This window comes from Paenibacillus sp. FSL H3-0286, from assembly GCF_045040705.1.
Classification (GTDB): domain Bacteria; phylum Bacillota; class Bacilli; order Paenibacillales; family Paenibacillaceae; genus Paenibacillus_AQ; species Paenibacillus_AQ odorifer.
Map to the genome: position 1 here is coordinate 3,248,088 of NZ_CP150285.1, position 26,701 is coordinate 3,274,788.

Consider the following 26,701-nt stretch of genomic DNA (forward strand, 5'->3'; position numbering starts at 1 on the left):
TCTCTTAGCGGGCGGTCTTTTTTCTATGTCAAGAAATTGGTATGGTACATACGCACCCATGCGGTTATTTCCACCAGAATTGTATCCAAGTATGCTCTCTCTAGGGACAACGATAAGGGAGAGAGAAACTTATGAGTGATCAGAAAGTGATGTTTAGAACGGGTCTTAAGGATTCTGTAGCTATTGTTGCAGGATTTATTCCTGCTTGTTTTACGTTTGGATTGGTCGGTAAGGGATTAGGCCTGGGGAGTCTGGAAGTGTTCTTATTGTCAGCGCTCGTATTTGCGGGAGCCAGCCAATTTATTGGCGTGAAAATGCTTGCCGCTGGTGCCGCCGCTCCAATGATCCTGCTGCTTACGTTGATCATTAATTTAAGATATTTGTTTATAAGCCTATCTTTTGGGGGTCAGCTTGACCGTACAATCAATTCACTGTCCAAAGTCTGGATTGGGTTCAGTTTAACAGAAGAAGTGTACGCTGTTAGTATGATCCCCCGCAATCATTCAAAAGAAAATATAAAACTTCCATATTTGCTGGGTCTACAAATTCCTCCGTATATAGCAAATTTGCTGGCAACAGCTGCGGGAATATCGCTGGCATCCTACATTCCGGCTATATACTTACCTGCTTTGAACACCTCATTATATGCCTTACTGATAGCACTAATAGTGCCACAACTAAAGGGAAGCATTCGGAATTTGGCCATATGTTTAGCAGCGGCGGGTTCTTCATGGCTTCTACATCCCGTACTTGGAAACTCCTCGATACTTGCAGCTATGTTAATGGGTATGGCAGTAGGCTCCTTATTTCGAAAGCAAGCTGAAGTAGAAAAGGAGGTATCCGTATGACTATTCTGATCATTATCGGGATGGCAATCCTTACATTTTCATTTCGTTTTGTACCTTTGCTGCTGACAAAGCATACGAATGGCTCTTCCAAAGTCCAAGCTTTGTTGGAATATTTGCCTATCGCGGTTCTTAGTGCTTTAACGGTTCCTGGGATATTTCAGGTGGACGCAGATGACAATCTTGTAGGTATCGCTTCGGGTATAGTCGCTGTTATACTGGTATTAATTAGGAAAATCCCGCTGTTACTCGTGATCTTAGGCGCTGTTTCTGCAGCACTAATTGTAAAAATCCTTACTATGAACCATTAAGAAAACCCGGATTAGAAGGGTAGGAAATCTTATGAAGCATGAATTGCTGATTACTCTCGATAAACAAAGACCTATTCCATTAAGCCGTCAAATTTATGAGCAGGTTCGTAATGCTATCCATTCAGGAGCTTTAAGTGGGGGGGATTCACTGCCTCCATCAAGGACTTTGGCCAATCAACTGGAAGTATCCAGAAGTGTAATTCTTCAATCCTACGAGCTACTTCAAGCAGAGGGTTATCTGGAGATGAGAAAAGGGGCAGGAACCTATATAACGGGGCTGCCGGTGGAGGAGAAAGACCCCCAGGATTCTGAGAACCCTTACAATTTTATAACGAAGGGTCCTGATTTCCTAACACTCAATCCTACTTCTATTATAGAAAACGACTTGAACACAGTATTATGTAATTTTCGGCACGGTGTACCTGCATGGGACGCTTTTCCAATGGATCAGTGGCAAAAAGCATTAATGAATGCCTGTCGTCGTGCATCTCCTGATACTTTGGGTTACGGCCCGGTCGAGGGCTCTTTGGGACTACGCCAAGAGATTGCACGTTTATTACGGTCCACACGTTCGATGCCCGTGGTTCCGGAGCAAATTGTGATTACATCCGGGGCAACGCAGGCATTGGATATATTATCGAGAATTTTTGTTTCAAAAGGTGATCATGTTATTGTTGAAGATCCATCACATAACGTTGTGCGGGAGATTTTTTCGTTCGCTGGAGCGGTGGTTACACCCATCAGAGTTGACCTAGAGGGTATCTCTGTAGATGAGCTCCAAGTAAGCTGTGATACCATCAAAGAAGGTCCTCATAAAAAACCAAAACTAGCTTATGTCACTCCCTCGCATCAGTTTCCTTTCGGGGTGACCCTGTCGATGAAACGAAGAGTGCAGTTACTGGAATGGGCCAAAGCCCATCAAGCTTTTATTATTGAAGATGATTATGATAGTGAATACAGGTACGAGGGGCCGAAGCTATCATCACTTGCTGGACTAGATGTTGAGGGTAGAGTAATTTATGTAGGCAGCTTTAGTAAAGTGTTATTTCCTTCTCTGCGCATAGGTTATGTTGTATTGCCTCCGACTTTGATTCAACCTTTTTTGGCGGTCAAATGGATAACAGATCGTATGTCTTCTGCTTTGGATCAGGAAGCGTTGGCGGAATTTATTCAGAATGGACATTATGCAAGGCATGTTACGCAGATGGGGAAACTTTATGCTGCCCGCAGGGCTTGTCTAGTAAAAAGTTTGGATGCTGAATTTGGCAGTCGTGTCCGCTATTATGGGGAAGAGGCGGGTCTTCATTTATTAATTGAGCTGGAATCCAATGCCGAAGAGCATCGTATAGCTGAATTGGCGTTACGCTATGGAGTTCGGGTTTATCCTGCGTCTTCTTATTTTGTGGGCATTAAACCTCAAGGTCCTGTCTTTCTACTTGGTTATTCCAATCTCACCGAGAATCAGATTAAGATGGGTGTGAACCGCTTGATGTTAGCTGAAACGGAAGCGGCAGTTAGTACTAGAACTTAATCGAAAACGATAGAATACTTAATTCTGGAGGTTTTTATGAAACGGTATATGTTAGGGATTGATCTTGGCGGAACCAATATTAAAGCAGGGATTTACGATACTGATTTTATAGCTGTAAAAGAAAGATCTATACCAACAGAGGCTGCTAAGGGCCCGGCCCATGTGTTGGGACGGATTAGAGAAGCAGTACGTTTAATCACGGATGAAGCGAATATTCCATTAGATTTGGTAGAAGGAATGGGAATCGGAGTGCCAGGATTACTTGATCCAGTAACGGGAATTTCTTTTTTCTCACCGAATTTTCCGGATTGGGAGCATGTACATGTTGTAGATGAGATGAAAAAATTCTATGACTTTCCTACTTTTATTGATAATGATGTTAGGGTTAATCTTTATGGTGAATGGCAACAAGGTGCAGGAAGAGGGTATAACAATCTGGTTCTGATTACCTTGGGAACGGGATTAGGGTCGGGTATTGTGAACGACGGAAAAGTGATCTACGGTACGTCTTATAGCGCTGGTGAAATTGGGCATATGAATATGTACAGGAACGGGCGTCCCTGCAAATGTGGAAGCTCCGGTTGTTTGGGGCGATATGTGTCCGCGATTGGCATGGTGAATACTTTTAAAGAAAAGCTGAAAGAAGGTCGAACAAGTATAATTCAGACTTGGACTAAGGATCAAGATGAGCAAATTACCGCGTTAATGATATCTGAGGCTTACGAACTTGGAGACGCTCTCTCTATGGAAGTAATGCAGGAGACTGGAACTATACTTGGGTTTGGATTAGCGAATGTTGTGAATATCCTCAACCCGGATCTTATTATTGTAGGTGGGGGAATGGCAGCGGCGGGAGATAAATTGCTCCAACCTGTAAGAGAGACTGTGCATCAGCATGCGTTGAAGCTATCAAGCAGTAAGTGTAAAATTGTTCAAGCAGAGCTTGGGAGTCGAGCAGGAACTATAGGTGCGGCCTCTTATGCGTATAGTAAGCTGCAAGATGCAGGGAAATTAAACTTTGCTTAGTGTTATTTGTTTTTTACATGAAATGGAACCAGATCGAGCCGCCCGGAATACAACTGTATAAAACCGTGGAGGTGCTCTTATGTTTGCAATCATGCAATTAATAGGTGGAGTGATTCTTTCTTTGGGATGGATCCCGCAGATTGTTCAAATCCTCAAATCAAAATCCGTAGCCGATTTAAATCTCAAATCGTATTTACTTATGCTGCTCGGGATTAGTTTAATGGAAGCTTATGCGATCAGTTTGGCGGTTACGGGGGTTGGATTAGCTTTTTTGATTACGAATACGATGTCTTTATGTGTTGTATTGCTGGTTATTATTCTAGTGATTAAATATCGAACAAGACCATGAATGAAGCTAATAGATATAATCTAGATAATGAATGTAGGAGGTTAATTTGCGCGAAAAATATTATACATATGAAATCGATGCGGTAATTTTTCAATTGCAGGAAGCCTGTGATTTTGCTTGGTTAACTAAGCTGGGAAAAGTGTTTAAAGTGTTCGATCAGCAAGACTCCGGAAATCTTTCTTTTGGTGTGGAGCAGGAGGGGAAGAAGTATTTTGTGAAATTTGCTGGGGAGAAACCTTTGACTTATGCCGGGAATCCTCAGGATGCTGTTAACCGTTTAATTGAAGCTATTCCGTTATATAACGAACTTAGATATGATGCGCTGATCACGCTACTGTCACATTTTGAAGTTGAGTCGGGGTATGTAGCAGTCTTTGATTGGTTTGCAGGTGAATGTTTACATTCGCATTGGCTGTTTGCGGGAGAAGCGAAGCTGAGTCATCCGGAGTCGCCTTTTTTTCGTTATAAGCAATTATCCGTTGAAAAACGTCTGTCTTCATTAGATGTAATCTTTTCGTTTCATGAATATGTGGAGTTACAGGGTTATGTGGCTGTCGATTTTTATGATGGAAGTATTCTATATGATTTTGTAAACGATGAAACTAAAATTTGTGATATTGATTATTATAGACGTAAGCCTACTGTAAATGATCTGGGAGAGAACTTCTGGGGTTCATCCAGATTTAAGTCACCGGAAGAGTTTAGCTTGGATGCGCCGATTGATGAAGTTACGAATGTATTTAATATGGGCGCCACAGCATTTGTTTTGTTAGGAGGAGCATCCGATCGATCGTTTGCAAAATGGGAAACCAGCCAAGCCCTCTACGAGGTTGCTTTGCGGGCTGTCAGTGCGGTGAGGGAGCAGCGGTATCGGAATATAGCGGAATTTAAATTGGCTTGGGATGCGGCAAAAAATGTTTGAGGCTGGAGGGAAGGCGAGGGATATAATTGCTGGTAAACTTTTATGATTTGGATAAGGAAAAAGAAGTTGAGCTGAAGTACGTTGTTATTATGGTTAAACATGGTGAAGAATGGATCTTAGCGAGACATCAGAACCGTTCGACGTGGGAGTTTGCCGGAGGGCATATAGAGGTTGGTGAAATCCCGGAGCAGGCTGCTGCCAGAGAATTATATGAAGAAACGGGTGCGGAACAATTCTCACTTTTTCCAATAGCTATTTATAGGGTCACTAGTATCGACGCTCCAGAAAATTATGGTAAGTTATATTTTGCAAATGTGGAACAGTTCGCAGAACTTCCTCCTTATGAGATGGCAGAAATCAGAGGATTTACTGAGATACCAAAAGAGCTGACGTATCCCTTGATTTACCCAGCCTTGATATCAAAAGTTCAGGATTTCATTAACCATTCATCTTCAGCTGTAGGATAAGAATGATAGCCCTGCTGTTGTCACATGATATGATTAATAAATAGAACAAGCAGGAGGGATTTCATTGAAAAGAGACATTCAGCATGTACCCTATGGCTATGAGCCGCCAGTTGAGCAACGTAAAGGGACTTTAGTGTTTTACGACTCTTTTGAACATATAACAGACCAAGAGCTTGAAGTGGCGGCGAAAACTGCAACTGACCGGCGTTTCACCAAACTGGTGTTATATCCACTTCATGAGGAAACGGTGCGACGGATGACCAAAGAGCCGGTGAGCGCTTATTATAAGCGAGAGGACCGGCTGCATGAATGGAAAAGGGAGCAAGGGCGTAGCTTTATCACGGTAGAGAGTTTGGAAGGGAAGCGAAAGAAGTATACTCCGCTTGATTCAGCGTTGCGGCATCTTTTGGAGATCTATCCTTCGCCGATTTTTCTGTATTTAACGCCTGAGGTGGCGAATCAGTTTGCGTCTTATTCTTCTTTTGAAGAGTGGATTGTAAAGATTCGGTTATTGTTGCCAGTTGCACCTTCATCACTGCATCCACGGTTACTAAAATTTCGCCATCGCTGGGATGTTGTTGGAGAAGAGAGAGATTAAAATTAACAAATTTAATTTGTGCTGCTTTGTTTACGTCTATAATTGTACATTCTCCATTGATAATGGATAAAACATCCGATACAAAAACCTAGGATTGCCACAGTGGCGGCCACCGCAACGAGCGCTGTGAAAATGTAAGCTGCGATCGTCCAGCCAACGATGAAGCTGATGAGACCCCCTGCGAGGCAGAAGACAGCTATGCTTTGATTAAACTGTTGTTGTGACCAGTCTTCGAGTACATAGTGGGAACGCTCTTTTGTCAGAAACCTGGCAGCTAGCTTAATGATGGGATTATAACCGAACAAAAGACCGAGCAATCCGGCAAACAAGGGCAGCGCTAGTATCCAGTGTTGTCCTGTTAGCCATGTTAATATTACAGAAATGACGATAAACGCCTGATTAGTTTTTACTAATGGCCGGGGAATTCCTTTGGGCACGTTTTGCATTTTATTCACACCTTTCTCATTGGAATAATTATAGTATACGCTGGGATTGTGGGAATGGGAAGTAGATAATTTCAAGCGGACGTGGGGTGTCGGGATTTAATTTAGTGAGGGAGAGAGAATGTATGGAGATGGCTGGAAGCGGATGGGGAAGATGGGGCGGATGGAGGCAGATGAAGCAGATGGGCGGATGAAGCAGACGGGCTAGAAGGGGGCAGATGGAGCAAATGGGGCGAGTGGGGACAGAAGGAGCAGATGGGCTGGATGGAGGCAGGTAGTAATTTATTGAGAAAATACAGATGGACATTAATAGCATCCCACCCACCCAGCACATTACGTCCTCACCTCCTCTCCACAGCACATTGGGCCTTCTCTCGTTCACACCATCTCCTTCACTTCATCTGCTTCACTTCATCTGCTTCACCCCATCTCATTCACTCCATCGGACCCCAGAGTCCTTATTTGCTGGAAAAGTAACCTTTTGAAAGATTAACGGACCCCAATGCAGCTATGAGCACAAAAAGGGATGAAAACAGTCCGGTTTGAGGGGAATAGCGACGGTGAGGTCCGGAAAATTGTGAAAGGACATGATTTAGCGCAAATAGCTGCATCTGAGTCCGATAGGAATGTTAGCTTGAGAGCAAGTGTAGTACATGGAAAACAAAAGTGTGGGAGTAAGTGTGAAGCAAGGGAGTAGACGGACAAATGCAAGCGCGGAAATAGTGTGAGGCAAGTGTGCGATCTAATGAAGCTTAATAGCTCGATGAGAAGTAAATGTGAAGTAGAAGGATGTACGAAGTTAGGAGCTATCGGACCCCAGAGTCCTTATATGCTGGAAAAGTAACCTTTTGAGTAATTATCGGACTCCATTGCAGCTATGTGCACAAAATGGGATGAAAACAGTCCGGTTTGAGGGGAATAGCGACGGTGAGGTCCGAAAAATTGTGAAAGGACATGATTTAGCGCAAATAGCTGCATCTGAGTCCGATAGAAATGTTAGCTTGAGAGCAAGTGTAGTACATGGAAAACAAAAGTATGGGAGTAAGTGTGAAGCAAGGGAGTACACGGACAAATGCATGCGCGGAAATAGGGTGAGGCATGTGTGCGACCTAATGAAGCTAATAGCTCGATGAGAAGTAAATGTGAAGTAGAAGGATGTTCGAAGTTAGGAGCTATCGGACCCCAGAGTCCTTATATGCTGGAAAAGTAACCTTTTGAGTAATTATCGGCCCCCAATGCAGCTATGAGCACAAAAAGGGATAAAAAAAGTCCGGTTTCAGGGGAATAGCGGCGCTCAGGTCCGAAAATGAGCCCAAAAGCATGTTTTAGCGCAAATAGCTGCATCTGAGTCCGATAGGGAGGATGGAGCTAACCCAACCCAACCCAACCCAACCCAACCCAACCCAACCCAACCCAACCCAACCCAACCCAACCCAACCCAACCCCCACGATATTCCACCAAAATTACTTTGAATTTAAGTAATTTATGTGTTGACATATCTCTTTGAAATATGGTTTTATTATGTAGACCAATTGTTATAATGCAAAGGAAGTGTCAGCTTGTCGAACAAGCCGAATACGCGTGAGGCGATTTTGGACACAGCTTCGAAATTGTTTTTTTCTCAGGGATATCATGCAACAGGACTGAATCAGATTATTAAAGACAGCGATTCACCGAAGGGGTCTCTTTATTACTACTTTCCTCACGGTAAAGAAGAACTGGCTTTAACATGTATTAACCGGACTAGTGAAGTTGTCGCGCAGAAGCTTAGACATCATATGGAGAACAGCAAGAGTGCGTCTGAGGCAATGGAGGATTTCATTCTAGGAATGGCTAAAGATGCTGTGGAATCCTCATACGAAGGGATTGTTCCGTTTAGTTTTTGGTTGGCGGCGGAGACATCCTGTATTAGTGAGGAGCTGCGGACTGCATGTAAATCTGTGTTTATGGACTTGCAGGATGTGATCAAGAAACGTCTTTTGGATGAGGGCGTAGAGAACAAGCCCGCGGCCGATAAGGCTTCAGTGGTAATCTCTTTATTTGAAGGGGCGCTTCTCCAGACGCTGACTTTTCGGGAGGAACAACCGCTTCTCGCGGCGGCAAAGTTTATCCCAGTAATACTTGGTTAGATACAGACAAATAGTTAAGATTATCAGGAGGATTAAGGGTGGAAGCAACTATGCAAGGGAACCAACAAAAAGAGGTCAAGAAGTTTAAGACTATTCCAATTCTTGTCTCTTTATTACTAGCAGGTTTTATCGGAATGTTCAGTGAAACGGCATTAAATGTTGCCTTAAGTGATCTTATGAATGTCCTACAAATTACCCCAGCAACAGCACAATGGTTGACAACAGCTTATCTGCTTACACTGGGTATACTAGTACCAATTTCGGGGATGCTGCTTCAATGGTTTTCGACGAGACAGCTGTTTATAGCGGCTTTATGTTTTTCAATCCTAGGAACATTCCTAGCGGCAGTATCACCTAACTTTGAGTTCTTACTTACAGCAAGAGTGGTTCAAGCTATGGGAACAGCGCTTCTGTTGCCACTGATGTTTAATACAATCCTTATCATCATTGCTCCTGAAAAACGGGGGGCAGCAATGGGGATGATCGGTCTGGTTATCATGGTTGCTCCGGCGATTGGGCCTACCATTGCTGGACTGCTAATTGAAAGCCTCAGCTGGCACTGGATCTTCTGGTTGTCATTGCCATTCTTAGTGATTGCATTGATATTCGGGATTCTGTTCATGCAGAATGTAACAAAGGTGACGAAACCGAAGATTGATATCCTCTCCATTGTGTTATCTTCACTCGGGTTTGGCGGTATTGTGTTTGGTTTCAGCAGCGCCGGTGAAGAAGCGGGCTGGGGAAGTCCGAAAGTGATCACTGCAATCATCGTAGGTGTAGTAGCACTGTTATTGTTTGGGCTTCGTCAAATGAAGATGAAGGAGCCAATGATTAATCTGCGTGCTTTTAAATATCCAATGTTCGCTATTGGTGTAGCTATGGTATTTATTTGTATGATGGTTATTCTGTCCTCCATGTTGATTCTTCCGATGTACCTTCAACAAGGACAAGGTTATACAGCTTTCAAAGCGGGTCTGTTGCTGCTTCCAGGCGGAATTATAAACGGATTGATGTCCCCAATTATGGGTCGTATGTTTGATAAATACGGTCCGAAATGGCTCGTGATTCCAGGTCTGATTATTGCAGCAGTAGCCTTGTGGTTCTTCTCCAGTATTACTGTAGCTTCTACGGTTGTGTTCGTAATCGTACTTCACAGTACGCTTATGATTGGTATTTCGATGGTATTTATGCCGGCACAGACGAATGGTATTAACCAGTTGCCACTAGAACTTTATCCAGATGGTACAGCTATTATGAATACACTGCAGCAGGTTGCTGGTGCCATTGGTACTGCATTAGCAGTCAGCATTATGACCGCGGGTTCAAAAAGCTACATGAAAACTGTGGAGAACCCAGCAGATCCAGCTAATATGTTACCTGCGTTCACGAACGGTGTACAAAATGCTTTTATTTTCGGAATGAGTATGGCGATTGTAGGACTAATTCTTGCTTTCTTCATAAAAAGAGTAGTTGTTAATCATAAAATGAATACCCCGATGCATTAATAAATAAATTTGACGCAAGAAAAGGTGTTCGAATAGGTTAGTTTGTAAAATCCCCTTAGGATAGACAGTGAAAAAAAGTTCATGATCTCATGGACCTAACACTGTTGATCGAAGGGGATTTTTTTGTTCGCAATAAGAAAGAGGACCACTCCTCGGTAGAATACCGAAAAGCGACTCCACTTAAAGCTTTCTTTTTTAAGAAAAATGCTGGGATATATTAGTCAGATATTCTTCTTCGGCCGTATTTTCTTTCATTTGAATGAGCATTTTTGCATCTTCACCAACAACATATCGGAATTGACTTGTCCCATCTGTAGCAGCTTGATATATTGTTTCCGCAACAATTTCTGGAGGCGAAGCATAGGCAGGTTGTTTTTCCATCTCACCCAATTTACCCAAAAATGCATTAGTAAAAGGTTTATATTCCGTTAATGCATCATTAAAAAAGAACTCCATCGATCTACCACCAAAGTCCGTCTGAATGGCACCAGGTTCAATTAACTTTACTTTGATGTTTTGTGATGCTAATTCATAAGATACGGATTCAGAAAAACCTTCTACGGCAAATTTCGTTGAATGATACAGAGACATTGTAGGAAAGGTTACTTTCCCACCCATAGAAGAGATATTGATCAGCAAACCATCTTGGTTAGCTCTAAAATGTGGCAGCATGGCTTTAGTCATACTGATAAGACCAAAAACGTTGACTTCAAACTGTCTTCTGATCTGCTCATCTGTAGCTACTTCTATAAGTCCCATTGTTCCATAACCAGCATTATTGAGAAGAACGTCAATTTTACCGAACCGTTTGATCGCCTCCTCTAACGCAGGTTGAATCGTGTCTGCTTTCTCAACATCGAGCCGTAACACCAACACATTATCAAGTGTAGTGAATTCACTTTCTTGTTCAGGTGAACGCATCGTGGCTACCACATTCCATCCTCTTTCAGCAAAATGTTTTGCTGTAGTTCTACCGATACCAGACGAAGCACCCGTTATAAAAATTGTTTTCATCTACAATTCCTCCTAAAAGTTTTATGAGCGGTACATCTTAACCTGGTTCGTATTAAAACTCACTTCGTAAGTACTAACTTCTCCATGTTTAACAATCCCTCAGCAATGGTTGTTAGTTTAGCCTTATATTCTTCTATGCCAATTTGAATGCAGATGATCTGTGCTGGATGCATTTCATCTTTATAAAGCGAATACTGAGCGAGTAATTGATCTAACTTATGTTGTGATTCCTCTTGAGCTTGCTTCAACCAAATAATCACCTTCTCATACCCGACAAATTCACCAAAATAAAGCCTCATCATAAAATCAGATTTCTTAATACTGTCAGCCTCTAGTGGGGCTAGTAAATAGGCATTAAAACTATCTCTTCCTTTATCCGTGATGTTTAAAAGATTTTTATTAGGCTTACCTTCCTGAGGTATGTTTTCCTTAGTAATCAGACCCTCCTTTTCCATGCGAGCAAGTGTAGGGTAAATCGTTCCATAACTAGAACTATAGAAATTAGAGAATATTTCCTCCAATAACTGCTTTATTTCGTATCCAGTCAACGATTTTTTCATAAGCATGCCTAAAATAACATCCTGACTGTTCAAAATAGGGCCTCCTTTAAGTTTCTAAATATTTGTATATCGTTATCACAATATATCAGACCTTTATATATTGAGTAAATATATATTGGAAGGATACTTGGAGTTGTTTTTTTATGTATTCATAATAATTAAGAGACATCCCGAAAAAACGACGATCGCTCCCTGGCAGAATACCGGGGAGCGATCGTCATTTAATTCTCACTTATTAAATTTTCATTGTGTCCATTCCATCATATATACTCGTTGTAACTCCACGTTAAGGATCACGATACAGTAGCTACCATCATCTTTTTTCTTATAGTAATAGAATCCTCCTTCTTCGAGTTCTATAGGGTTAGCCCAAAATAATTTTTCGTATTTTTCTTTTTCATTTGGATAAATGGCAATCACAGAGTCTTTGAAACTTGATATTCTCTCTTTTAAGGGGTCAATGGATTCAACATTGAGGGGATGCCAAAATGCTGCATCTTTGATTTCTTTGAATTGCTTTTCGTCATAATCTAATACGTAATAGCTTTCGCCATCCCCATGGAAACTGGGTGGACTTTCAAATATCACCTTTGACTCTGTAGGTTTAGAGATCGATATGCCCCAATTTATCTTCCACGTCTCATAATAGTTCATTGAATTGTTACGGAGCATATATCCAACGAAAATAAATATGAAAAGAACGGTAAAACTCAAGATTGTTATTGTTGTTTTTCTCATCGTTGATCTCCTCAACATGCTGCTTGTATTACCATTATTATACATGAATGAGGAGGGAATAAGGGCTTTCTTAATAGAAACTTTACATACATAGATTTACGATGTATAGTTGTCCTAGGTATAAAAGGATAACTAATATTCATGATATACAGATATTAGTCATGGGAAAAAAAGCAAATCAACGGTATAAATCCCGTAGAATGAGCCGAATCCGGCTCGACGAAGCAAATCAACGGTATAAATCCCGTAGAATGAGCCGAATCCGGTCCGACGAAGCAAATCAACGGTATATATCCCGTAGAATGAGCCGTTTCCGGTCCGAGGTAGCAAATCAACGGTATAAATCCCGTAGAATGAGCCGATTCCGGTCCGAGGTAGCAAATCAACGGTATAAATCCCGTAGAATGAGCCGAATCCGGCTCGAGAAAGCAAATCAACGGTATAAATCCCGTAGAATAAGCCGTATCCGGACCGAGGAAGCAGATCAACGGTATAAATCCCGTAGAATGAGCCGAATCCGGCTCGACGAAGTAAATCAACGGTATAAATCCCGTAGAATAAGCCGTATCCGGACCGATGAAGCAGATCAACGGTATAAATCCCGTAGAATGAGCTGAATCCGGACCGAGGAAGCAAATCAACGGTATATATCCCGTAGAATGAACCGAATCCGGCTCGACGAAGCAGATCAACGGTATAAATCCCGTAGAATGAGCCGAATCCGGTCCCACGAAGCAAATCAACGGTATATATCCCGTAGAATGAGCGGAATCCGGTCCCACGCCAATTGTAAAGTTAGAATTTAGGAGGTGTTAGCCGTTGAAAGTAAGTAAAGAGATGCTGAAGGGCAGTACGGGTACATTAATTCTGACTCTTTTACAGGAGAAGCCATTATATGGTTATGAGTTAATCAAAGAGCTGGAGCTGAGATCACAGGGTGTTTTTTCATTAAAAGAAGGAACCTTGTATCCAATTCTGCATGCGATGGAAAGTGAGCGCTGGGTAGAGGCTTACTGGATGAAGGTAGAGGGAAGGAAGCGTAAGTACTATAGAATTCTGGATGAAGGTAAAGAGAAACTCAAGGAGAAAAAAGCAGAATGGGTTATGTTTAAAGGTGCAGTTGACTCCGTTCTGGGAGAGGGTGGTGTATGATGAAAGAGAGGCAACAGCAATTTTTGGATGAAGTGTGTGCAGAGATTAAAGCGAAAAAAACTCACCCAGAGATACGTCAAGAATTAGCTAGTCATCTAGAAGATTTAATTTGTGAAAAAGAATCAGACGGTGTATCACGGGAAGAAGCCATAGCTTGGGCGATCGCACAAATGGGGAATCCGCAAACGTTAGGAAAAGAACTTCATCTAATACATAAACCACATGTACCTTGGGGATTGTTTGGCGTTGTAGCTATATTATCCGCGATCAGTCTGATCGGAATGAGTTCTGTGGATGTAGGCTACAGTGATATTGTTAAAGGTGCTTTTTTGGATAATGCGTTTAGACGCCAAGCGATAAATATACTTATTGGAATTGTATTGATGTTTGGATTGTATTTCATTGATTTCAGAAAGCTGAGAAGTTTCTCGTGGGTATTATACGGAACATCAATAGCAGGAATTCTGTCGAGTATATTCTGGGGGATAACAATAAATGGAGTAAATTATGGTCCTAGGATTTTTTTGATCTTACCTGATATGACATCCTATCGTCCTTATGTTTTGATAGTCGCGTTAGCAGGGATTTTAGTGAATCGTAAGGAATCGGCTAAAAAGAAAACTTGGCGAAGTGGGTTGTTCGACATAAGCCTTCTGTTAGCACCTGCATGGCTTCTTATCTCTTTAAACTCTCTTCCAGAGCTTGTAGTGTATCTAATCTCTTCACTACTATTATATGTATGGATTACTCGCGATTGGATAAAGAGTGTAGTATTATTAGGGTTCTTTGTAATAGTTGGACTAATGTTCATCTTCAATAGCGACTACCTGATGGTCAGAATTATTAGTGCAATAAATCCATCTTTAGATCCAGAAGGTTATGGCTATATATATCAAGTAATGCGTGAAGTTATTAGCTCAGCGGGTTGGTGGGGGCACGGATTCGGAGCAGTAGAACAAAAGCTGCCGTATGTTTACTCAGATATGTTGCCTGTCTATCTTATTCATTGTTTTGGTTGGGCGGGGGCGCTGCTTTTGCTTGCAGTTATCTCCTGGTTCTTTATCAAGCTTCTATCTACGATACGAGCGATTCGTGAGCCCTATGGACAAGCTTTAGTGTTGGGTTTGGCATTTTTACTAGCCATAAGACTAACCTATGGTCTTGCTGTTTTGAGCGGCGGAATGATGTTGACTTCTATCCCGTTCCCTTTCCTGAGCTATGGGAGTCATGTGTGGTTTGAATATGCGGCTATTGGACTTTTGATGGGCATTTATCGTAGGAAGGACATTGGAGCCGTCCAGGATAATACTGTACTGAGTTAGATTCAGGATCCTCTCGTATGTCTAATTATTAAGTATGAATACTTAAGGGAGGTCTTTTAATGGGATGGAAAAAAACAGGCTTGTTAAGTATTGCCTTTGCCCTAGGCTCTATGGGAGGGTTTGGGAGTATACATACAACTGATACTGTAGCTGCCGCAACTGTGAAAGAATCTGCAAAAGTCTATAACCAATTCCAACAATATGTACAGAAACCGGCATCTCTTGCTAACGCACGGAATTATTTGATTAACCATATCAAAGAAGTGGATACCTGGACAGCAACTCAGATGACACTCCAGCTCGAAAATGCACAGAAGGCATATTTACCTGTGTACTCTGAGAAGGTTTTTCCGGAGAATGTTCAGAAAGAGATAAATAATGCTTTTTCCAAAAGCAAAAATCTAACATACAGCACACTCCTTAATGCGATCAAAGATCCCAATGTACGCAATATGTTAATTGAAGGACGGGATAAGGGGTATAAGCTGGAGACTAGTGAGGGCATGTACTATCCAGTGATGCATTATGAGGGGTTCAAAAGCTTTAAGCCGTATGTCACGAAGGACATCGCTGCTTATATAGATATCATGGCCACTGAATCGAATCAACCAAGTGTTTTTGATGCAGCTATTGTGATTAGTTGGACAGAGTTAACGAACAGGGCGCTTGCACTGGAGGATTTTGTGACGAAATACCCAGCTTCCAATCGGTCAACCGTTCTTCAAAAAGAGCTGCTCAATGCAACTTCACGCTTATTATATGGATCAAGCAACACACCAGCTTATGACTATGATGAGCAAGTAATCAAACCTGAAGTAAAGAAGGCGTATGAGAATGCATTAAAAGGAAACAAAGGCGACACCAGAATCCTAATGATTTTAGAAAAACTACTGCAGTTACTTGATTCCACGAATAATAAACTCACACCTGAAGTGGAGAAATTTCTGAATCAAACGGTTAATTCGAAATGAAGAGGCGGGATCTATTGAGAAGCGGATTTAGAGGAACAAAAATTATAGTTTTCGCATTTGTGCTGTTGTTATGGACAAACACGATTTTTATGGGCAGCGCAGATGCAGCTTACGTTGGATCATCTACAGACAATGTACTGCAGCAAATGCAGCTGGAGAAGAAAAACCGCCTGCCGCAAGGATTTGTCTATTTGGATGAAGTGATTCCTACTGCCCAATTTGAAATTCGCTATTACGGAGACAATAATTTTGTAGGGAAGCGGATTGATGGTTATAAAGCGCCTTTAGCGATCTTTTCACAGACTGCAGCTACAGCCTTGAAGGCAGTAAGTGAGGATTTAGCCAAAAAAGGATATATCCTAAAAATCTATGATGCTTATCGTCCGCAGACCGCGGTGAATCATTTTGTAAGATGGTCACAGAATTCCGCGGATACTAAGATGAAGCAGCAATATTACCCGCTACTGGATAAACGTAATTTATTCAAACTCGGATTTATAGCGAAAAAATCAGGACATTCTCGAGGCAGTACCATCGATTTAACGATCGTCAATAAAGAGACCGGTGTAGATGTAGATATGGGCAGCCCGTTTGATTTTTTCGGAGAGATCTCTTTTTATGATACATCGTTGATCACAAAGACTCAGAAAGCAAATCGCGCAATTCTCAAAGAGGTTATGGTGAAGCAAGGCTTTAAACCTTATAGTAAGGAATGGTGGCATTTTACGCTGATAAAAGAACCTTTTCCTAAGCAGTATTTTGACTTCAAGGTGGAATAATCATTTCTAAAGAAGTGGCTCAACATAATGTTGAACGGCTTCTTTTTTTTCTTGGCTTTATTATCCTTAGGATTAGCACATGCTGGAAACGCACATAATACTTGTAATAACTAAAGGGAGGTTTCGAGCGATGATCAAAATGGCAGCGGTAGTTGTGTTAGGTGTTCTGTTTTTAACTAATGGATTTGGTGGATTTGCCGCTCCAACAGTATGGGCAGACTCCGGCCAGGTTAGCGTGATTTTGAATGGTAAACTACTGGAAACTGATCCCCATTCAGCCTACAACAAGGGTTCCACGGTCATGATTCCGCTCAGAGAGGCTTCCAATGCACTGAAATATACAACAACATATCAAAAAAGTTCAGAAACTATAACACTAACAAAGATAAATGAAATAATTAAATGGAAGCTTAACGAACATTTAGTTAGCATCAATAATGCACAAGAGTTGGTTTTTAAAGATGATTTCGAATTCAGACAGGATCATATCTATGTTCCAATCTCCTTTTTTAAGACAATTGGTTTATTAACCTCATATGATGGGGAGTCCAATCAAGTTGAAGTGTATACCCCTGAAGTGACAGCGAGTGTTATAGCGGGGTTACTGGTCGGCGGTAAATATAATGAATTATCGGAGCGATATCATTATGATGTGGTCGTAAATAAGCCAAGCTCAAATGGATTACTAAAAGACTGGAAGCAAATTACGATAAAAGCCGGGAATTATCATGGGATTAAATCTACAAAAAGTAGCTATAACGAGGATCAATTTTCTATCCGCTGTGTATTGGATTTTGCAGAGACAGAGATTCCACTTGAAATTATTTTGAACACATCGGGCAAAATTATAGAATTTAGAGAGACACTCTAATCGGAAAATGATTCCATGATGACTATGCACATTTCCCAAGCGAGAAGATTTTAGGGGATTATGCATAGTCTTTTTGCTGTTCTAATATACTTTCCCAGATAATTTCTGAAGGGTATCGTAAACCCGATGTGTTTTTAATGTAAAAAATGGTTTTATTTGTTGACTTCCAGATTCATCGAATGTAAATTAAAATTTGAAATAATAAATAAAGCATTTAATTAAATTAGAGAAATGAGTGGAGTACTGGATGACAAAAACATTGACCGGAATGAGTTCTGCAGAAGAGCAACCCTTTTCGTTAAAAGCAATCATCCCCCCGCTTCTTGCTATTATTGTCGGTATGATTATGGTTATTCTGGATGGTACTGTTGTGAATGTGGCCGTTCCCAAGCTGGTTGATTATTTTGCTTCCGATCTCAAAACGATTCAGTGGGCGATTACGGGTTATACTTTAGCTTTAGCGGCAGTAATCCCACTCGCGGGCTGGATGACCGATCGTTTTGGATCGAAACAAGTTTTTCTGGCAACTCTTACGATGTTTATTCTTGGCTCTATGTTATGTTCGGTTGCACAAAGCTCATCTCAGCTCATTATTTTTCGAGTCATTCAAGGTCTTGGCGGGGGGATGGTTGCTCCCATTGGGATGGCGATGGTTTTTAAATTAGCTCCAGTAGAACGTCGAGGTTCTATTATGGGGATGCTTGGTATTCCAATGCTCTTAGCACCGGCACTCGGTCCAGTCTTATCCGGTTGGCTGGTGGAGTACGTAAGCTGGCACTGGATCTTTCTGATTAATGTACCTATTGGAATTGTTGGCATTATTCTTGGTGTTAAATATTTGCCGAAGTCTGAACAAAAGAGCAAAGGCAAACTCGATATCCTAGGCATTATCCTTGCCCCAATTGCCTTCTCTATGTTGGCTTATGGGGTGAATGAAGGCGGTGGAACAAGCTGGTCGTCTACTCCCGCTATTGTTGGCTTATCTGTTGGAGGGGTTGCATTGATCCTTCTTGTCATTGTGGAGCTGCTTCACAAAAATCCGCTTTTACAACTGCGAGTTTTCCGTTCGTCGGATTTCACTCGGGGTATTATTTTAACTTGGGTTATGCAAGCTGCTTTGTTTGGGTCCATGTTATTTGTGCCCCTTTACCTGCAGCAGATTCGAAGCTATACCCCGCTGGAGACCGGTTTGATTCTACTTCCGCAGGCTTTAGCTTCAGCAATCGGAATGCCGATTGGCGGCAGGTTGTTTGATAAGATCGGGGCTCGTCCGCTGGCGTTTGTTGGACTTAGTATCATTACGGTCACCTTGTTCCTGTTATCCGGAATTAGTGTTACAACAAATTTATCGTTAATTATGACATACCTGGGTTTCTTAGGCTTTGGGATGGGTCTAACGATGATGCCTTTGAATACTCATGTCTTGAATGCTGCTCCACGTGAATGGGTGGGAAGTGTAACTTCACTTACTGCTGCTGCTCAACAAGTCGTTGTTTCATTTGCTATAGCTGGAATGACAGGTTACCTGACTAGTCAGATCGCTGTTCATATGGGAGCACTGAAAGCGGGAAGTAATCCTTTGACAGCCGCAGTTAGTGGTTTTGATGATGTGTTCTTCCTGTCTGGCTGCATAGGAGTGGTAGGTGTATTGATGAGTATTATTTTGCGCAAGCCTAAGCTTTCTGCTGGCGATCCTACCTCTGGAGAGGGACAGAAGGCAGATGCGGCGATGATGATGGGGCATTAATTGAACCCAAAAACATAGATAATATAGAAAAGGCGTCGTTCAGCTTGTATAGTTGAACGACGCCTTTATTGTTATAAATGCTCTGGTTTCTTCTGAGCCCACGATGCGGGGAGACTTGCTTTACCAAGCAGCTCAGAAGCCACGATTCCCAGCAGAACAAGCGCTGCGCCAGCATAGCCTTGCATCGATAACTTCTCAGCAGCGAACCAATAACCAAACATCGCAGCGAAGACCGGCTCAAGGGAGAAGATTAGTCCGGTGCGGGTTGGTGAAGTATATTTTTGAGCAATAGGTTGCAGGATGAAGCCACAGGCACTGCATAGGATACCAAGCGCTAGAATTGCTGCCCAACCTGGCAAAGTAGAGGGGAGCGAAGGTGTCTCGAAGATTGCGGACAACACTAAGGCCAACCCTCCGGCAAATCCTAACTGCAAGATTCCAATATTCAGGGAATCACATTCTTTTACCGCCTTGCCTGTAAATAAGATCTGTACCGCATAGAACACTGCCGAAAGAATACACAGAAAGTCACCCGGTTGAATAGTTAAGGTTGCATTTAAGGTAAGAAGTCCAATCCCGGCTATGGCGAGGATGGAGCCGAACACTTGCGGAGGTGCAACTCTTTTTTTGAAAATAACTCGATCCAAGATCGGTACAAAAATAACCGTCAATGCAACTAAAAATCCTGCATTTGAGGTGGTGGTTGTTTGAAGTCCGAAGGTTATACATGTGAATACACCTAGCAGGAGGAATCCGAGGAGAGCACCATATTTTAATGTTCTCATGTCTACTCGTCTTAATCGTTTGTGGAATATCATAGCGGCTAATATAAAAGCAAGTCCGAAGCGGAGTGCAATCAGATTGAATTCGCCTAACGTACCTAACCCCATTTTCATAAATATGTAGGAGGAGCCCCAAAATAATGTTACAACTAACAGCAGCAGCTCAGCTTTGAGCGGTTTCATCTCTTCATCCATCCTTCTTCATTTTCAACTCAATATAGTATAATACGGCTCTATACATAAGGTAACTGAATGTTTATCATAGGATACATGAGTAAAACTTATGTAATTATAAGGGTGGGAACAGAGGTTGAGCATTAATAAATATGAGATTTTTCTGAAAGTTGTAGAGCTAGGCAGCTTAACAAAAGCAGCAGAAATGCTGGGTTTTACGCAATCCGGAATTAGTCACACCATTAGCAGCTTGGAAATGGAGTTTGGGTTCGCGTTATTAATTAGAAATAGATCCGGTGTGAAATTGACGGTAAACGGGGAACAAGTTCTGCAGCCTATCCGTGAAATCTTGAAGTGGAACGAGAAATTGAAGCAGGAGGTAGCGGACATCCACGGGCTAGAGATTGGCACGATCACCATCGGTACGTTCACCAGTGTGTCAGTGCATTGGCTGCCAGGGATGATTAAGCAATTTCGCAGTGAATACCCATATATAGAAATCAAGCTGATGGAAGGCGGTTATTTGGAGGTTGAGCAATGGATAGAGGCTGGAGTGATCGACTGCGGTTTTATTTCACTGCCTACACGTGAGAAGTTTGACGTAATTCCTTTAAAAAAAGACCGGATGTTAGGGATTGTATCTAAAGAGAATCCGCTTAGTGCAGAACCCTTTCTTTCCTTATCGCAAATTGCTAAAGAGGATTTCATTATCCCGAAAGCAGGCTCGGATTATGATGTTAGACGTGTGCTGGATAAGGCGGGTATTAAACCTAATGTTAAATTCTCAGCAGGTGATGACTATGCCATTATGTCGATGGTGGAGAAAGGCCTTGGCATTAGTATTTTGCCAGAGCTTGTCTTGACCCGGCAAAATTATAATGTGGCCATGCTAGAATTGGAGGAACGTAGTTTCAGATCGTTAGGAATTGCTGTCCACTCTATGAAATACGCTTCTCCCGTCACCAAAAAATTTCTAAAGCATGTGCAAGTGTGGCTGAAAGATAACACCTAAATAAATACGTCAAAAAATAAGAAACTGATACCTCATCAAAGTTAAGAGGGATCAGTTTTTTTGTTTAGTACTTCAGCTAGTTTTTCAGGAAACAGGAACTACACACAAGCTGCTATAATCGATTTTAAAGGATTTTAGTTAAATATATGTATATCTCCATTATCTTATAGTTTTGGCGGCGTTATATAGGGTTTAAGAGACGTTAAATTGCATGTTAATCCTCTATTAATATCTGTTTTAGAATAATTAATATGTTATAATTAGAAGAGTGGAAATAAGGAATGTATTCAGATGTTCTGGAAATGTGAGGACTTTATGCACAATTACGGATGGATAAGATTAGGAGGAGGATTAAGCGATTGAGCGTTACAATAATTACACTAGTCGTAGTAGCAGTATTTATAGGTGCCTTAATGAGAACCGTGTTTGGTTTTGGTGAAGCGATTGTGAGCATGCCACTGCTTGCACTGCTCCCGATTCCTATACATACCTCAGTTTCTTTGATTGGATTGGCAGGCCTCACGGTTGCCTCACTTACAGTTGTGAGTGGGTGGCGGCATATAGAACGACCTATTTTGATTCGATTAGCACTCTCAACAGTGATAGGAATTCCTGTAGGACTAGTCATACTTTATTTAGCACCGGCAAGTGTAATTATGACTGGCCTTGGTATATTTTTGATTGTTTATGGAGTTTATTCGGTGATAAAGAAGAGAATATTTAAGACGATCGATCATCCATTGCTTAAGGCAAAAGGCTGGGTGTATCCTTTCGGATTCGCTTCGGGTGTACTTGGCGGTGCTTATAACTTTAATGGTGTCCCTGTCGTGATCTATGGTACTTTACGACAATGGAATCCGGATCGTTTTCGGGGTACGTTGCAAGCTCATTTTCTTATTTCGGGTGTACTCGTTGTAACGGGTCATGCTATCGGGGGATTGTGGACGGTGGATGCTCTTGTTCTTTATGGATATTCTATTCCAGCAATTCTCTTAGCTACGGTCCTTGGGGTATATGTGAATAAACGTATTCCTGCTAAAAAATTTGAGAGTTACTTATTTCTGATTATCATTTTACTTGGTGTCCTAATGCTAGTGCCTCGCGGATAGTTGAAAAGAAAAAGAAAGACGTTCTTCCCCCTTACTGTATATGAACGTCTTTTAAATTTATCCAATCTTAGGGTTGACGAAGAGCCTTGTTCATGAGAAAATGTACGCGCGTACATTAAATGAATGCGTTTTCGAATAGCGAATTGAACGAGGCTAAATGTCACTGTTCATAACCTATGAGAAGGAGGAATTTATATCGCCAGCCGTAAAGAGGTTGCCGAGCTTGCAGGTGTCTCAGAAGCCACAGTATCTCGCGTGTTAAACAATGTTGGTCCGATTAAGGAAGAAACGAAGGAACGTGTGTTGGCAGCTGCACTGAAGCTAGGCTATACCCCTAGTTCACTTGCTCAGAGCTTTGCTCGTAGACGGAGCGGGAACTTGGGTGTAGTGATGCCTTATTTGCCGAAAGCCCGCTTGTTCTCCACTTATTATTTTTCGGAAATATTAAGTGGAATAGGGAGCAAGGCGCGAGAAGAGGGTTATGATCTGTTAATGCTGTTTCGGAATGCCGAAGCGCCAATGGATTATAACGAGTTGTTTAAGATGCGGAAGATCGATGCTTGCATTGTGCTTGGCGCTAAAGAAGAGCCAGGTGAGCTAGCCTCACTCCGCCGTTTGAAGGAAGAAGACCATCCTTTTTGTCTGATTAATCAGCATTTTGCTGGGGAAGCTTTTCACGAGGTGGATGCCGATCATGTCGAAGGAAGCTGGCAAGCGGCTAAACACTTACTGGAACAAGGGTTTAAGAGGATTGCTTTTCTAAATGGGCCAGAATCTTATTCCAACAGCCGAGATCGTTTAACGGGGTATACCCGCGCTTTGGCAGAGGTGAATCTTTCTGTAGACTCTTCACTTTTGTTCGAAGGTAACTTCAGCCGGAAAAGCGGAATTATAGCTGCCAAAGAAATGTTGCCTTTGCTGAATGAGATTGATGCGATTATGGCCGCCAATGATCGGATGGCCATAGGTTTGCAGCAAGGACTACAGGAGTTAGGAATACCAAGGGATCGCCTGCCAGCTATTGTGGGTTATGATGATTCGGAAGCTGCGGAGCTTACCACACCTGCATTAAGCAGTGTGAGGGTTCCCTTTTACGAACTAGGTGAACTTGCCGCAGCCCAAATCATTGAATTGCTGGGAAACAATCTGGCAGAAGTACCCGCACCAGCCGTACAGATCAAATTACCGACAGAACTAGTTATACGAGCTTCATCTAAATCTATCAACACTTAGGAGGAATAAGATGAAACAGCTTCGCATTGGAATGATCGGTTATAAATTTATGGGTAAAGCCCACAGTAATGCTTATCGCAGTTTGCCTATGTTTTTCCCGAAAGCGCTTAAACCGGAAATGTCTGTAATCTGTGGACGTAATAGTGAAGCGCTTGGAGAAGCTGCATCGCAGTTAGGCTGGGCGGATTGTGTTACGGACTGGAAGGATCTGATCGCTCGAGAGGATATTGATCTTATAGATATTAATGCTCCCAGCAACGCGCATAAGGAGATAGCTTTGGCAGCAGCCAAAGCAGGTAAACATATTTTTTGTGAAAAACCACTTGCGCTGACCTTGGCGGATTCCCGTGAAATGCTGCAAGCTGCTGAAGACGCGGGAGTTACACATATGGTTGGTTTTAATTATCGCTTTTCTCCGGCAGTTCGACTGGCTAAGAAGCTCATAGAGAGTGGGCGGCTGGGAAAGATTTATCATTTTCGGGCTTGGTTTCTACAGGATTGGATAATAGATCCGGATTTCCCTTTAGTGTGGAGACTGCAGAAGGATATCGCCGGTTCAGGTTCGCATGGAGATCTGGGGGCGCATCTCATAGATTTGGCTCATTTCTTAGTAGGTGATATGAAGGAAGTAATCGGCATGAGCGAGACCTTCATAAAAGAGCGTCCGCTCGCCGCTGAAATGACTGGTTTAAGCGCTAAAGGAGATAAGGATGCACCCAAGGGTAAGGTTACCGTTGACGATGCCACCTTGTTTTTAGCCCGTTTTGATAATGGTGCTCTGGGCAGCTTTGAAGCTACAAGATTCGCAGCGGGTCATCGCTCTACCAATTCTTTTGAGATCAATGGGAGTCTTGGCAGTGTGAAATTCGACTTCGAACGTATGAATGAATTAGAAGTTTATTTGACCTCGGATGCAGAGGATGTACAAGGTTTTCGCCGTGTGCTGGCGACCGATCCTGCTCATGAGTATGCAGAGGCTTGGTGGCCACCAGGTCATACGATTGGTTTTGAACATACGTTTATTCACGAAATGCTGGAGCTTTCTAACGCAATTGAAGAAGGTCGTCAGCCAGAACCGAATTTCAATGATGGAGTGAAATGCCAAGCGGTGTTAGAGGCTGTAGAATGCTCTATTGATGAACGCCGGTGGGTCGATTTATCCGAGATGTAATCTAACCTTAGAAGGAGTGCTGAAGATGAGAAAAGCATTGATTGTATGGGGCGGTTGGGAGGGTCATGAGCCTGAGCAGGTCGCTGATATATTCGCTAAAATGTTGCAAGAGGAACAGTTTGAAGTTGAAGTATCGAATACACTGGAGGCTTTTGCTGATGCAGATAAGCTTCTTGGACTAGATTTGATCGTGCCGGTATGGACAATGGGCACAATCGAGCAGGATTTTGTGAATCATGTCTCCGCAGCTGTACAGCATGGAACAGGTCTTGCCGGTTGCCATGGCGGGATGTGTGATTCTTTTCGTAATAATGTAGATTGGCAGTTTATGACGGGTGGACAATGGGTAGCTCATCCTGGGAATGACGGCGTTAACTATACCGTAGAGATTTGTCAAAGCTCAAGTCCTCTGGTAGAAGGATTAGAAGATTTCAGTGTTTGCTCAGAGCAATATTATCTGCATGTAGATCCAGCTGTTGAAGTTCTTGCTACGACTCGTTTTCCAGTAGTTGAAGGGCCTCATTCGTATAATAAGGCTGTTGATATGCCAGTAGCTTGGACAAAACGTTGGGGCTTGGGCAGAGTTTATTATAATTCACTGGGGCATCATGCGGACATTGTAGATCAGCCGCAAGTGCGTGAAATGATGCGCAGAGGATTAATATGGGCAGCTGAAGGTAAAGCGCAAGCATTATCCAATGTTTCGGAGGTTATGAATAGCTATAGTGGAATGGCAGACAGTCAATAAATTCTGGGAGCGATCAGCGAATGGATAAAGTCAAAGTTGGTATTATTGGATGCGGTAAAATCAGTAGTATCTATATGGAGAACTGTCAAAAGTTCGAGATCCTTGATCTAGTTGCATGTGCGGATTTAGATTTGGTGAGAGCACAAGAACAAGCGGATAAATACAATATTCCAAACGTCTATACCACAGAACAATTACTGAATGATCCAGAGATAGAAATCGTAATCAACTTAACGATTCCAGCTGTTCATGCGGAAGTATGCCTAAAAGCTATTGAAGCAGGTAAACATGTATACGTTGAGAAACCTCTAGCTGTGACGAGAGAAGAAGGCCGCAAAGTTCTGTCAGCTGCGCGGGAAAAGGGAGTACTTGTGGGCAGTGCACCGGAGACATTCTTCGGAGCGGGAATTCAAACGGTTTTGAAGCTGATAGATGAAGGAGTAATTGGCGAACCTGTTGCAGCTACTTCGTTTATGCTGGGCCGTGGACATGAGCATTGGCATCCAGATCCGGAATTTTATTATGCCGCTGGTGGAGGTCCAATGTTCGATATGGGTCCTTACTATTTGACGGCTTTGGTGCAGCTGTTGGGTCCTATTCATACGGTTAGCGGAATGACTGGGAAAGCGCTGGAAGAACGTACGATTACAAGCGAGAAGAAATTTGGGAATAAAATTCCTGTTCAAATTCCAACTCACGTAGCCGGAACCTTACGATTTGAAAATGGTGCCATTGCAACGTTGATTACAAGCTTTGATATCTTTGGCGGGAGCAACCTGCCGCATATAGAAATCTACGGAACGCTAGGAACGATTCAAGTTCCAGACCCGAATAACTTTGGGGGTCCCGTGAAACTCCGGCTTATGGGTGAGAATGAGTGGACGGAACAGCCGTTGTTGTCAGGGTATGATCAGAATACCCGCGGGATTGGACCAGCAGATATGGCTTACGCCATTCGGACGGGTAGAGAGCATCGTGCCAGTGGAGAACTGGCTTATCACGTATTAGAAGCAATGTGGGCTTTCCATGATTCTTCTGATGCTCATTCATTCTACGAAATGGAAAGCACCTGCACTCGTCCTGCGGCACTTCCAATCGGTCTTGCTCCTTATACTTTGGATTAGAGAATTCTTCCTGAATCTGCAACCTATCACTTCCGGTCTTCGTTTGAGAAGATGAAGAGTGGAGGTG

The 26,701-nt window shown here is 42.4% G+C and carries 28 protein-coding genes; 22 read left to right on the forward strand and 6 right to left on the reverse strand.

The genetic code is table 11. The features are described 5' to 3' along the window. The first annotated feature begins 131 nt into the window (after positions 1-131). From MHB37_RS14670 to MHB37_RS14705, 8 genes are all read left to right on the forward strand, one after another. Positions 132-848, forward strand: a complete 717-nt coding sequence (locus MHB37_RS14670; RefSeq protein ID WP_076190048.1) for an AzlC family ABC transporter permease — start codon at positions 132-134, stop codon at positions 846-848. Continuing rightward, positions 845-1,156: an AzlD domain-containing protein gene (locus MHB37_RS14675; protein WP_036686713.1), complete on the forward strand. Its 312-nt coding sequence runs from the start codon at positions 845-847 to the stop codon at positions 1,154-1,156. Before MHB37_RS14670 ends, MHB37_RS14675 begins: the two co-directional genes overlap by 4 nt. Before the next feature lie 31 nt (positions 1,157-1,187). Further along, positions 1,188-2,687: a PLP-dependent aminotransferase family protein gene (locus MHB37_RS14680; protein ID WP_339248566.1), complete on the forward strand. Its 1,500-nt coding sequence runs from the start codon at positions 1,188-1,190 to the stop codon at positions 2,685-2,687. A 36-nt stretch (positions 2,688-2,723) separates the two neighbouring features. After that, complete coding sequence (locus tag MHB37_RS14685; protein WP_076190051.1) at positions 2,724-3,713, forward strand: ROK family protein; 990 nt, start codon at positions 2,724-2,726, stop codon at positions 3,711-3,713. 79 nt (positions 3,714-3,792) lie between these two features. Continuing rightward, on the forward strand, positions 3,793-4,062 hold the full coding sequence (locus MHB37_RS14690; RefSeq protein ID WP_076126195.1) for a PQ-loop domain-containing transporter: 270 nt from the start codon (positions 3,793-3,795) through the stop codon (positions 4,060-4,062). A gap of 46 nt (positions 4,063-4,108) precedes the next feature. Then, entirely contained in the window at positions 4,109-4,984 is an 876-nt protein-coding gene (locus tag MHB37_RS14695) for a serine/threonine protein kinase (RefSeq protein WP_405169530.1), read from the forward strand. 26 nt (positions 4,985-5,010) lie between these two features. Continuing rightward, positions 5,011-5,451 (forward strand): NUDIX domain-containing protein, encoded by a 441-nt coding sequence (locus MHB37_RS14700; RefSeq protein WP_076218016.1) that lies wholly within the window; start codon positions 5,011-5,013, stop codon positions 5,449-5,451. A 64-nt stretch (positions 5,452-5,515) separates the two neighbouring features. Then, on the forward strand, positions 5,516-6,049 hold the full coding sequence (locus MHB37_RS14705) for a hypothetical protein (protein WP_076190055.1): 534 nt from the start codon (positions 5,516-5,518) through the stop codon (positions 6,047-6,049). A gap of 11 nt (positions 6,050-6,060) precedes the next feature. Here the strand turns inward: MHB37_RS14705 and MHB37_RS14710 are convergent, their stop codons facing one another. Beyond that, positions 6,061-6,495 carry a DUF4395 domain-containing protein gene (locus tag MHB37_RS14710; RefSeq protein ID WP_076126204.1) on the reverse strand — a complete coding sequence of 145 codons (435 nt, stop codon included), beginning with the start codon at positions 6,493-6,495 and terminating at the stop codon, positions 6,061-6,063. Positions 6,496-8,052: 1,557 nt separating this feature from the next. Here MHB37_RS14710 and MHB37_RS14715 point away from each other — a divergent pair. Both MHB37_RS14715 and MHB37_RS14720 read left to right on the forward strand, forming a co-directional pair. Beyond that, positions 8,053-8,622 carry a TetR/AcrR family transcriptional regulator gene (locus MHB37_RS14715; protein WP_076186025.1) on the forward strand — a complete coding sequence of 190 codons (570 nt, stop codon included), beginning with the start codon at positions 8,053-8,055 and terminating at the stop codon, positions 8,620-8,622. A 50-nt stretch (positions 8,623-8,672) separates the two neighbouring features. After that, a complete protein-coding gene (locus MHB37_RS14720) occupies positions 8,673-10,127 on the forward strand; it encodes a DHA2 family efflux MFS transporter permease subunit (RefSeq protein WP_076194367.1) in 1,455 nt (484 codons plus the stop codon). A 195-nt stretch (positions 10,128-10,322) separates the two neighbouring features. On the opposite strand, the gene MHB37_RS14725 is transcribed toward MHB37_RS14720, so the two are convergent. From MHB37_RS14725 to MHB37_RS14740, 4 genes are all read right to left on the reverse strand, one after another. Beyond that, the gene (locus MHB37_RS14725; protein ID WP_248548181.1) at positions 10,323-11,141 is read right to left on the reverse strand and encodes an SDR family oxidoreductase; all 819 of its coding nucleotides are present in this window, start codon (positions 11,139-11,141) and stop codon (positions 10,323-10,325) included. A gap of 59 nt (positions 11,142-11,200) precedes the next feature. After that, positions 11,201-11,734, reverse strand: coding sequence for a PadR family transcriptional regulator (locus MHB37_RS14730; protein WP_081388325.1), 534 nt, complete (start codon positions 11,732-11,734; stop codon positions 11,201-11,203). A gap of 210 nt (positions 11,735-11,944) precedes the next feature. Then, complete coding sequence (locus MHB37_RS14735) at positions 11,945-12,439, reverse strand: hypothetical protein (protein WP_405169531.1); 495 nt, start codon at positions 12,437-12,439, stop codon at positions 11,945-11,947. Positions 12,440-12,598: 159 nt separating this feature from the next. After that, complete coding sequence (locus tag MHB37_RS14740) at positions 12,599-13,177, reverse strand: hypothetical protein (protein ID WP_405169532.1); 579 nt, start codon at positions 13,175-13,177, stop codon at positions 12,599-12,601. Between the two features lie 81 nt (positions 13,178-13,258). On the opposite strand from MHB37_RS14740, the gene MHB37_RS14745 reads away from it, so the two are divergent. From MHB37_RS14745 to MHB37_RS14770, 6 genes are all read left to right on the forward strand, one after another. Further along, a complete protein-coding gene (locus MHB37_RS14745; RefSeq protein WP_405169533.1) occupies positions 13,259-13,591 on the forward strand; it encodes a PadR family transcriptional regulator in 333 nt (110 codons plus the stop codon). Further along, on the forward strand, positions 13,588-14,913 hold the full coding sequence (locus MHB37_RS14750; protein WP_076194343.1) for an FtsW/RodA/SpoVE family cell cycle protein: 1,326 nt from the start codon (positions 13,588-13,590) through the stop codon (positions 14,911-14,913). Before MHB37_RS14745 ends, MHB37_RS14750 begins: the two co-directional genes overlap by 4 nt. Before the next feature lie 59 nt (positions 14,914-14,972). After that, positions 14,973-15,884, forward strand: a complete 912-nt coding sequence (locus MHB37_RS14755) for a hypothetical protein (RefSeq protein ID WP_076194340.1) — start codon at positions 14,973-14,975, stop codon at positions 15,882-15,884. A gap of 14 nt (positions 15,885-15,898) precedes the next feature. Continuing rightward, positions 15,899-16,663: a M15 family metallopeptidase gene (locus tag MHB37_RS14760; RefSeq protein ID WP_218640422.1), complete on the forward strand. Its 765-nt coding sequence runs from the start codon at positions 15,899-15,901 to the stop codon at positions 16,661-16,663. 130 nt (positions 16,664-16,793) lie between these two features. After that, a complete protein-coding gene (locus tag MHB37_RS14765; protein WP_076194338.1) occupies positions 16,794-17,534 on the forward strand; it encodes a copper amine oxidase N-terminal domain-containing protein in 741 nt (246 codons plus the stop codon). A gap of 247 nt (positions 17,535-17,781) precedes the next feature. Beyond that, the gene (locus MHB37_RS14770) at positions 17,782-19,281 is read left to right on the forward strand and encodes an MDR family MFS transporter (protein ID WP_076194336.1); all 1,500 of its coding nucleotides are present in this window, start codon (positions 17,782-17,784) and stop codon (positions 19,279-19,281) included. A gap of 71 nt (positions 19,282-19,352) precedes the next feature. On the opposite strand, the gene MHB37_RS14775 is transcribed toward MHB37_RS14770, so the two are convergent. Next, positions 19,353-20,246 (reverse strand): DMT family transporter, encoded by an 894-nt coding sequence (locus MHB37_RS14775; RefSeq protein WP_076129293.1) that lies wholly within the window; start codon positions 20,244-20,246, stop codon positions 19,353-19,355. A gap of 127 nt (positions 20,247-20,373) precedes the next feature. Here MHB37_RS14775 and MHB37_RS14780 point away from each other — a divergent pair, with 127 nt between their 5' ends. From MHB37_RS14780 to MHB37_RS14805, 6 genes are all read left to right on the forward strand, one after another. Further along, the gene (locus MHB37_RS14780) at positions 20,374-21,249 is read left to right on the forward strand and encodes a LysR family transcriptional regulator (protein WP_076185996.1); all 876 of its coding nucleotides are present in this window, start codon (positions 20,374-20,376) and stop codon (positions 21,247-21,249) included. Positions 21,250-21,608: 359 nt separating this feature from the next. Next, positions 21,609-22,358, forward strand: a complete 750-nt coding sequence (locus MHB37_RS14785) for a sulfite exporter TauE/SafE family protein (protein ID WP_076194333.1) — start codon at positions 21,609-21,611, stop codon at positions 22,356-22,358. A 189-nt stretch (positions 22,359-22,547) separates the two neighbouring features. After that, entirely contained in the window at positions 22,548-23,591 is a 1,044-nt protein-coding gene (locus MHB37_RS14790; protein WP_076194330.1) for a LacI family DNA-binding transcriptional regulator, read from the forward strand. 10 nt (positions 23,592-23,601) lie between these two features. Next, complete coding sequence (locus MHB37_RS14795; RefSeq protein ID WP_076194328.1) at positions 23,602-24,762, forward strand: Gfo/Idh/MocA family protein; 1,161 nt, start codon at positions 23,602-23,604, stop codon at positions 24,760-24,762. Positions 24,763-24,787: 25 nt separating this feature from the next. Then, positions 24,788-25,510, forward strand: a complete 723-nt coding sequence (locus MHB37_RS14800) for a ThuA domain-containing protein (RefSeq protein WP_076194326.1) — start codon at positions 24,788-24,790, stop codon at positions 25,508-25,510. A gap of 20 nt (positions 25,511-25,530) precedes the next feature. Then, positions 25,531-26,634, forward strand: a complete 1,104-nt coding sequence (locus MHB37_RS14805; RefSeq protein WP_076194324.1) for a Gfo/Idh/MocA family protein — start codon at positions 25,531-25,533, stop codon at positions 26,632-26,634. Positions 26,635-26,701: the final 67 nt, after the last annotated feature.